The 7,945-nt window shown below is 56.0% G+C and carries 10 protein-coding genes; 8 read left to right on the top strand and 2 right to left on the bottom strand.

The annotated features are described in order from the left end of the window. The 6 genes from B2R48_RS01695 to B2R48_RS01720 all read left to right on the top strand — a co-directional run. Positions 1–405: acyl-CoA dehydrogenase family protein (locus tag B2R48_RS01695; protein WP_296997032.1), on the top strand; the 405-nt coding region annotated here is incomplete at its 5' end. Positions 406–456: 51 nt separating this feature from the next. Continuing rightward, on the top strand, positions 457–1,644 hold the full coding sequence (locus tag B2R48_RS01700; protein WP_062956825.1) for an acetyl-CoA C-acyltransferase: 1,188 nt from the start codon (positions 457–459) through the stop codon (positions 1,642–1,644). 157 nt (positions 1,645–1,801) lie between these two features. Beyond that, on the top strand, positions 1,802–2,776 hold the full coding sequence (locus tag B2R48_RS01705) for a sodium-dependent bicarbonate transport family permease (RefSeq protein WP_296997035.1): 975 nt from the start codon (positions 1,802–1,804) through the stop codon (positions 2,774–2,776). A gap of 4 nt (positions 2,777–2,780) precedes the next feature. Then, the gene (locus B2R48_RS01710) at positions 2,781–3,092 is read left to right on the top strand and encodes a P-II family nitrogen regulator (protein ID WP_062956823.1); all 312 of its coding nucleotides are present in this window, start codon (positions 2,781–2,783) and stop codon (positions 3,090–3,092) included. A 153-nt stretch (positions 3,093–3,245) separates the two neighbouring features. Then, positions 3,246–3,866, top strand: a complete 621-nt coding sequence (locus B2R48_RS01715) for a carbonic anhydrase (protein WP_213473459.1) — start codon at positions 3,246–3,248, stop codon at positions 3,864–3,866. A 78-nt stretch (positions 3,867–3,944) separates the two neighbouring features. Next, complete coding sequence (locus tag B2R48_RS01720; RefSeq protein WP_296997041.1) at positions 3,945–5,078, top strand: acyl-CoA dehydrogenase; 1,134 nt, start codon at positions 3,945–3,947, stop codon at positions 5,076–5,078. 47 nt (positions 5,079–5,125) lie between these two features. Here B2R48_RS01720 and B2R48_RS01725 read toward each other — a convergent pair whose 3' ends face one another. Both B2R48_RS01725 and pspF read right to left on the bottom strand, forming a co-directional pair. Beyond that, positions 5,126–5,608, bottom strand: coding sequence for a hypothetical protein (locus B2R48_RS01725; RefSeq protein WP_296997044.1), 483 nt, complete (start codon positions 5,606–5,608; stop codon positions 5,126–5,128). Between the two features lie 83 nt (positions 5,609–5,691). Continuing rightward, the gene (pspF, locus tag B2R48_RS01730; protein ID WP_296997051.1) at positions 5,692–6,732 is read right to left on the bottom strand and encodes a phage shock protein operon transcriptional activator; all 1,041 of its coding nucleotides are present in this window, start codon (positions 6,730–6,732) and stop codon (positions 5,692–5,694) included. Between the two features lie 170 nt (positions 6,733–6,902). On the opposite strand from pspF, the gene pspA reads away from it, so the two are divergent. Together pspA and pspB are read left to right on the top strand one after the other, a co-directional pair. Next, positions 6,903–7,580, top strand: a complete 678-nt coding sequence (gene pspA / locus B2R48_RS01735) for a phage shock protein PspA (protein WP_062956818.1) — start codon at positions 6,903–6,905, stop codon at positions 7,578–7,580. A gap of 48 nt (positions 7,581–7,628) precedes the next feature. Further along, a complete protein-coding gene (gene pspB / locus B2R48_RS01740; RefSeq protein WP_235285114.1) occupies positions 7,629–7,886 on the top strand; it encodes an envelope stress response membrane protein PspB in 258 nt (85 codons plus the stop codon). Positions 7,887–7,945: the final 59 nt, after the last annotated feature.

The following is a 7,945-nucleotide window of genomic DNA, read 5'->3' on the forward strand; positions in this document are numbered from 1 at the left end:
GGCCCCACGGGCATCATGCGTGCCTGCATGGATGTGGTTGTGCCTTATATCCATGAACGCAAGCAGTTCGGCAAGGCGATTGGCGAGTTCCAGCTGATGCAGGGCAAGATTGCCGATATGTACACCACGATGAATGCATGCCGTGCCTATGTCTATGAGGTTGCCAAGGCGTGTGACCGTGATGAAACCTCGCGCAAGGATGCCGCCGGTGTGATCCTGTATGCGGCCGAAAAGGCAACCTGGATGGCACTTGAAGCCATTCAGACGCTGGGCGGCAATGGCTATATCAATGAATATCCGACGGGCCGTCTGCTGCGCGATGCCAAGCTTTATGAAATCGGTGCGGGCACCAGTGAAATCCGCCGCATGCTGATTGGCCGCGAACTGTTTGGCGAAACCGCCTGAGTCCGCTAAACCCTGATTGAACTTCTGTCCCATAAACAAACGGACCTTACCATGAGCATTTCTGACCCGATCGTCATCGTTTCCTGCGCGCGTACCCCGATGGGCGGCATGCAGGGTGATTTTGCCCCTGTTACCGCGTCCGAACTTGGCGGTGTTGCCATCAAGGCGGCCCTGGAACGCGGTGGCGTGTCTGCCGATGATATTGACGAAGTGATCATGGGCAATGTCCTGCCCGCCGGACAGGGGCAGGCCCCGGCCCGCCAGGCTGCATGGAATGCCGGCATCCCGCGTGCGGCCGGTGCAACCACGATCAACAAGATGTGCGGATCGGGCATGAAGGCCGTGATGTTTGCCCACGATACGCTGGCGGCCGGTTCCGCCGACGTCATGGTTGTTGGTGGCATGGAAAGCATGACCAATGCGCCGTTTTTGCTTCCGAAAATGCGTTCGGGCCACAAATACGGCCATGACATGGTCTATGACCACATGGCGCTTGATGGTCTGGAAGATGCCTATGACAAGGGCCGCTCCATGGGGACCTTCGCCGAAGCGACAGCGGAAAAATACGGCTTCACGCGTGAAGCGCAGGATGACTATGCCATTACCTCGCTGACGCGTGCGCAGAATGCAGCCAAATCCGGCCATTTTAGCGATGAAATCACCCCGGTCACCTATGCCACCCGCAAGGGCGATGTGACGATTGATGCCGACGAACAGCCGCCAAAAGCCAAACCGGAAAAGATCCCGACCCTGCGTCCGGCCTTTGCCAAGGATGGCACGGTCACAGCTGCCCATTCGGCATCGATTTCAGATGGGGCCGCCGCCCTTGTCATGATGCGCGCATCCGAGGCCGAAAAGCGCGGGCTCAAGCCGCTTGCCAAGATCGTTGGTCAGGCAACGCATTCCCAAGAACCTTGCTGGTTCACGACCGCCCCGGTTGATTCAATCAAGAAGGTGCTGTCCAAGGCGGGCTGGGCCAAGGACGATGTCGATCTTTGGGAAATCAACGAAGCCTTTGCCGTGGTCGCCATGGCCGCGATCCATGATCTGGAGCTTGATCATGGCAAGGTCAATGTCCATGGCGGTGCCTGTGCACTGGGTCATCCGATTGGTGCGACCGGTGCGCGATTGCTTGTAACCCTGATCCATGCGCTTAAAACCCATGGCGGGACCAAGGGTGTGGCCTCGCTTTGCATTGGCGGTGGCGAGGCTACAGCGGTTGCCATCGAACTCCTGTAATTCCCGGGTGAATTATGTGAACCAAGTTACGCCCCTGTGGTCGAAGTTTTCGGCTTTCTGGTGACAGAAAACCTTGATCCTGCTATCGGAATGACGGTTTTGGCGCAGGGGCGAGGCTACCTGCGTGACACAGCGGTATCACAGTCAAGGGACAGCCATGCAAGATGTGTTGAGCCTGGCGGCGCAAAATCTTCTGTCGCCCATCGTTCTATTCTTTGTTCTGGGGGTGGGTGCTGCCCTCGCGCGTTCGGATCTGACGATCCCCGAGGCGGTGGCCAAGGGGATATCGCTTTATCTTCTGTTTGCCATTGGTTTCAAGGGCGGGGTTGCGGTTTCAAATAACGGCATCGACCTGACGCTTGGCATGACGCTGATGTCCGGTGTGATCCTGTCCTTTGTGCTGCCTTTCATTGCCTTTGGCCTTTTGCGATGGATTTCGCAACTGAGCAGAACAGACGCCGCTGCGGTTGCGGGCCATTATGGGTCGATCTCTATTGTGACCTTCGTTGCCGCGACCTCGGTGCTGCAAAGTTCCGGCATCGTGGCAGAGGGGTACATGGTTGCCGTTGCAGCCGCGATGGAGGCACCTGCCATCTTCTCGGCCCTGTTGCTGGTGTCATCGGGTGGCAAGGGCCGGATGGATGGCGCGCTGATCCGTGAAATCCTGCTTAATGGCTCTATCGTTTTGCTGGTTGGCAGTTTCCTTATTGGCTGGATCACCGGGGCCGAAGGCATGGCCAAGATCGAGGCGCTGATTGTTGCGCCCTTCCAGGGGGTTCTTTGCCTGTTCCTGCTTGATATGGGGCTGGTTGCCGGGCGTGGCCTTAAACAGGGGCGTGCGGTTTTGCGTCCGGGGCCGCTTGTTTTCGGGATGCTGATGCCGGTGATCGGGTCGTGCCTTGGACTGGCGTTTGCGTTGCTTATCGGCCTGTCGCTGGGTGGAGCGGTGCTGTTGATGGTGCTGGCCGCCTCGGCAAGTTATATCGCGGTGCCCGCCGCCATGCGTGTCGCCCTGCCAGAGGCCAACCCGTCGGTCTATCTTACGCTGTCGCTTGGTGTGACGTTCCCCTTCAACCTGACGCTTGGCATTCCGCTTTATCTTGCGATGGCCAGCGCCCTTCACGGAGGTTAATCCCATGGAAAAGCATGATGCCAAACGTGTGGCGATCATTATCGAAGCCATCATGGAAACCCGCCTGCGTCAGGCGCTTGAAGGTGCCGGGGTCACGGGCTTTTCCGTGCTGCCGGTTCTGGGCGGATCGGGGCGGTCCGGTAACTGGAGCCGCGACGATACCGTGTCGCGCGGGGGCGGCATGGTTCAGGTGATCTGCATTATCCGGCCCGAGAAACTTGACCGGATGCTTGAGGCCGCTTTTGAGGTGGTGGACCGCCATATCGGCGTCGTCACGATCAGTGATTGTCAGGTGCTGCGCGCCGACCGGTTCTAGAACCTGATCCTTGAACGTCTGGGTTTGAATGTCTTGCGAGCTAGGGAGACTGCACGTTTAGAACGATTCAAAAGGTTTGAATGGGGGCTATCAACTTGGGCGAATTGGTCCTATTTTGGCGACAGAGTTTGACAGGATAGGGGACTTCGCGAGATGCCAAAGCCAACCGTTGATCGGATGCTTGCCGGGTTCAAAAGCTTTAAGGCGATGTATTATGAACAGCGCCCGGAACGCGTCGAGGATCTGGTGAATATGGGCCAGCGGCCGGAAGTTCTTTTGATTGCCTGTTCCGATTCCCGTGTTGATCCCGCCATTCTGACCAATGCCGAACCGGGCGAGATGTTTGTCATCCGTAACGTGGCAAACCTTGTTCCGCCCTATGAGCCCGATGAAAATTATCACGGGACGTCTTCGGCGATTGAATTTGCGGTGCGTGATCTGAAGGTCAAGGACATCGTCATTCTGGGTCATTCGGCCTGCGGTGGCATGCAGGCCCTGGTTGAACACGGCGAAGCGGGCAAGGTACCGGATCGCGACTTTATCGGCGAGTGGGTCAGCATTGCGAAATGCTGTCTGGAACATGGTCCGGATGCCGACAAGGTATCGCGCCATTCGATCCGCAACTCGTTGCAAAACCTGATGTCGTTCCCGTTCATCAAGGAACGGGTCGATGCCGGTGACCTCAAGCTGCATGGCTGGTGGTACGGCATGAAGGAAGGGATCCTGTGGCGCTTTGATGCCGCGCAGGACAGATTTGTTCAGGGCGAAGAATAAGCCCGGCCTGATGAAAACGATCTTCTGATCGCAGGACCGGACATCGCCCATGAAACGTAAAGCGGGAGGGTGGCCGTCATGCGGTTGGAAGAACATCAGATCATGGTGCGCGATACAGCGCGCGAGTTCGCCGAAAACGAACTCAAACCCAATGCTGCAAAATGGGATGCCCACCACACCTTCCCGGCCGAGGCGATTGCAGGCCTGGGCGAGCTTGGCTTTCTGGGCATGCTGGTGCCCGAGGAATATGGCGGGGCGGGCATGGATCATGTCGCCTATGCCCTTGCACTCGAAGAAATCGCTGCGGGCGACGGGGCAACATCGACCATCATGTCGGTGCATAACTCTGTTGGCTGCATGCCGATCCTGAAATTCGGGACAGAGGCGCAAAAGCAGGAATTTCTGATCCCGATGGCGCGCGGTGAAAAGATCGGGGCCTTTTGCCTGACTGAACCGCAGGCCGGGTCAGATGCCAGTGCGCTGCGCACCCGCGCGGTCCGCGATGGCGATCACTGGATCCTTAATGGCGCCAAGCAATTCATCACATCGGGCTCTGAAGGCGATCTGGCAATAGTCTTTGCCGTGACCGATCCGGACGCCGGGAAGCGCGGCATTTCGGCCTTTATCGTGCCGACCGATACGCCGGGTTATGTTGTTTCGCGGGTAGAGGAAAAGCTGGGGCAGAATGCGTCTGACACCTGTCAGATCACCTTTGTCGAATGCCGGGTGCCAGCGGAAAACATGCTGGGTGAGGAAGGGCAGGGCTATAAAATCGCCCTTGCCAACCTTGAAGGCGGACGCATCGGCATTGCCGCCCAGTCGGTCGGCATGGCGCGTGCGGCGTTCGAGGCCGCAAAGGATTACGCCAACGAACGCGAAACATTCGGCAAAAAGATCATTGAACATCAGGCGGTGGCATTTCGTCTGGCCGATATGGCCACCAAGATTGATGCCGCCCGGTTGCTGGTTCAGCGTGCCGCTGCCTTACGCGATGATCACAAGCCGTGTTTGACCGAGGCCTGCATGGCGAAAATGTACGCGTCTGAAATTGCCGAGGAAGTCTGCTCGGCCGCGATCCAGATTCATGGTGGCTATGGCTATCTCAAGGACTTCCCGGTCGAGCGCATCTATCGCGATGTCCGGGTTTGTCAGATCTATGAAGGCACGTCCGATATCCAGCGGATGGTGATTGCGCGGGCACTGGCGGATTGAAGTTATGCGTCGCTCGAAACCTCAACCCGCACTGTTAGGAACGCAGGTTATTCTATGAATTCTAGAATATTCGCCTCTAGTTGACCGGTTGAAACACATTGTCCTCGGTGAACTATCAGGCGGCCATCCCAACCGTCCCGAGCATTTAGTTCGAACTCGCCAAAGAAGTTAACGTTTACGCGCGTTCTTGTGTCGGTAACGTTTCTTACCGTGACGTTCAGTGAGCCAATTCTGGTAATATCGGCATCCCCAAGAGTTCCAGATGTGTTGATTTCACCGCAATCCAAAAACGACTGCGAGGTAAGTAAACTATACTTCGCAGTTAGCAGTCCCGAGGGCTTCTCAATCTTTTCAATAATCACATTGTGGTTAGCAAACCAGTCGACAGCTCTTTGCCAAGTGGCTTCGTAGTTAAGGTCGTATTCTCGCGATTTTTCAAAAGAACGTTCTGCTGGAGACTGAACTTTCACGCTAGCGCAAGCTGATATTGCCAAGCAAAAACAAATAGCTACCATAGTTCTTGTATGCATTTTTTGACTCCCCCTTAGGTCACCATTAAGCGCATGCAACTTATATCAAATTTCCGCCACACGTAAGTGGTGCCACGTCTGCTCTAGGGCTCGCCCTGGTTGTTTTTTGCTCCAGTGCCCTTCAGTAAGTCGTGTTTTTCGAGCAATCTTCTGAACTGGTGGTAGTTCAGATCAAGGGTCTTGGCGGCTTCGGTCTGGTTGTTGGCGTTCGTGCGAAGGGCTTGTTCCAGTAGCTTTATTTCGAAATTGGCGACCTGTGTTTTGAAGTCGATGGTGCCGTCCGGGGTGCTGTCGGGGTCGGGCGTTTCAATCGGGTTGGATTGGCTGGCTGTGCTGGTGTCGGTTTCTGACCAGATGCCATCAAACGGATCAAGGGTGATGTGGGCGAGCGGGGTTTCGTCGTCTTCAGCAAGGTAGATGCTGCGTTCAACCGCGTTGCGCAGTTCACGGATGTTGCCGGGCCAGGGATGGCGGAGGAGTTGTTCGGCGGCAGGACGCGAGAAGCCCGGAAAGACGCTGCGGCCCAAACGTTTTGTCATCTCAAGCGCGAACTGTTCGGCGAGTAAGAGTATATCATCAGACCGTTGGCGGAGCGGCGGGACCGCGATGACGTCAAAGGCGAGGCGATCAAGCAGATCGGCGCGGAACCTGTTGGTTTTGGCCAGTTCGCGCAGGTTTTCATTTGTCACACCAATGACGCGGGTGTCGACTTCGATGACTTCCGAGCCACCGACACGCTCGATCTCGCCATACTCAACCACCCGCAGAAGCTTTTCCTGAACCACGGGGCTTGCGGTGGCGATTTCGTCCAGGATTATCGTGCCGCCATGCGCACGTTCGAACCGCCCGATATTGCGTTTGGTGGCCCCGGTAAACGCCCCGGCCTCGTGGCCGAACAGTTCGGTATCGAGCAGGGTTTCAGAAAGGGCGGCGCAATTGACCTTGACCAGTGGGCCGCCCCAGCGGCGCGAAAGATAGTGCAGGCGGGCGGCAATCAGTTCCTTGCCCGAGCCGCGTTCGCCAATCACCAGACATGGGCGTTCAATCGGTGCCAGACGTGAAACATGTTCAAGGGCGGCCAGAAAAACGGGGTCTTCGCCCAATATCGGTTGCAAGCTGTCCATTTCGCGAAAAACGTTATCGAAAAACACCAATATTGTCGCGATAAAAGTTACTTAAAAAGTCTGATGATTTGTTAAGTCGTTGATTTTGGGTGATTTCGAAATTGGCACGGTTCTTGAGATAGAGAGTGCAGAATTTGTAGCGTCCCCCGATTAATTAAGGAGATCAGACAATGGGCGTGTTTTCGCGTTTGTCCGATATCGTAAATGCCAACATCAATTCGCTTCTGGATCGTGCCGAAGATCCTGAGAAAATGGTGCGTTTGATGATCCAGGAAATGGAAGACACCCTGGTTGAGGTGCGTTCCGCTGCCGTCAAGGCGATTGCCGACAAGAAGGAAGTCGAGCGCAAGCTCAAGAAACTTCATGACGGTCAGGTCGAATGGGACACCAAGGCAGAGTTTGCCGTTTCCAAGGGCCGTGATGATCTGGCCAAGGGCGCACTGATGGCGCGCCGTCGTCTGGCCGATCAGAGCCTTGTGCTTGAGCGGGAGCTGGAAGTGATTGAGGAAACCCTTGGCAAGTATGACGAGGACCTGAACAAGCTTCAGAACAAGCTGAACGAAGCCAAGGCAAAACAGCGTACGGTTGAAATCCGCATGCAGACAGCTGAAAAGCGTGTCAAAATGAAAGAAAAGCTGCATTCGGGTCAGATCGATGACGCGCTTCTGCGCTATGAGCAGATGGAGCGCCGCATCGATGAGCTTGAAGCCGATGCGGACTCCTGGGAGCTTGGCCGCGGCCAGAGCCTTGAAGAGCAGTTTGAAGACCTTGAGGCGGAGCTCGGGATCGAGGATGATCTCAAGGAACTGAAAGCGCGTGTGAAAAAAGACACGAAGAAAGACAAGTAAGTAACAGGCTTGCGTGTTTTGAGGCACAGGTCTGTTTGAAAGAACGAGATGTCGAATATGTGGGCGATTGCCGTACCCTTGATCGTTTTAATCGCCGTGGTTGGCCCGGTTTGGGTCGTGTTTCACTACATCACGGTCTGGAAGCGCATGAAGGCGGAGCAACGCACACAAAGCCCGGAACAGACCGCGCGCGAAAAGGAAATCGTCGCCGATCTGAAACAGCGGGCAAAGCGACTCGAAACCCGTGTCGAAACACTTGAACGCCTGTTAGATGCCGAGGTTGCCGAATGGAGGAACAGGATATGACGGCCCAGCAAGCTGCTGCCGGAAATGGTTTTCAGCGCGGTCACAAGAAGCGCGGACGC

It is taken from the genome of Thalassospira sp. UBA848 (assembly GCF_002295455.1).
Lineage (GTDB): Bacteria > Pseudomonadota > Alphaproteobacteria > Rhodospirillales > Thalassospiraceae > Thalassospira.

Coding starts and splice junctions, on each gene's coding strand:
- B2R48_RS01725 (WP_296997044.1), bottom strand. CDS start 5,608: ATGCATACAAGAACTATGGTAGCTATTTGTTTTTGCTTGGCAATATCA.
- B2R48_RS01720 (WP_296997041.1), top strand. CDS start 3,945: ATGCGGTTGGAAGAACATCAGATCATGGTGCGCGATACAGCGCGCGAG.
- pspF (WP_296997051.1), bottom strand. CDS start 6,732: ATGGACAGCTTGCAACCGATATTGGGCGAAGACCCCGTTTTTCTGGCC.
- B2R48_RS01715 (WP_213473459.1), top strand. CDS start 3,246: ATGCCAAAGCCAACCGTTGATCGGATGCTTGCCGGGTTCAAAAGCTTT.
- pspB (WP_235285114.1), top strand. CDS start 7,629: ATGTCGAATATGTGGGCGATTGCCGTACCCTTGATCGTTTTAATCGCC.
- B2R48_RS01700 (WP_062956825.1), top strand. CDS start 457: ATGAGCATTTCTGACCCGATCGTCATCGTTTCCTGCGCGCGTACCCCG.
- pspA (WP_062956818.1), top strand. CDS start 6,903: ATGGGCGTGTTTTCGCGTTTGTCCGATATCGTAAATGCCAACATCAAT.
- B2R48_RS01710 (WP_062956823.1), top strand. CDS start 2,781: ATGGAAAAGCATGATGCCAAACGTGTGGCGATCATTATCGAAGCCATC.
- B2R48_RS01705 (WP_296997035.1), top strand. CDS start 1,802: ATGCAAGATGTGTTGAGCCTGGCGGCGCAAAATCTTCTGTCGCCCATC.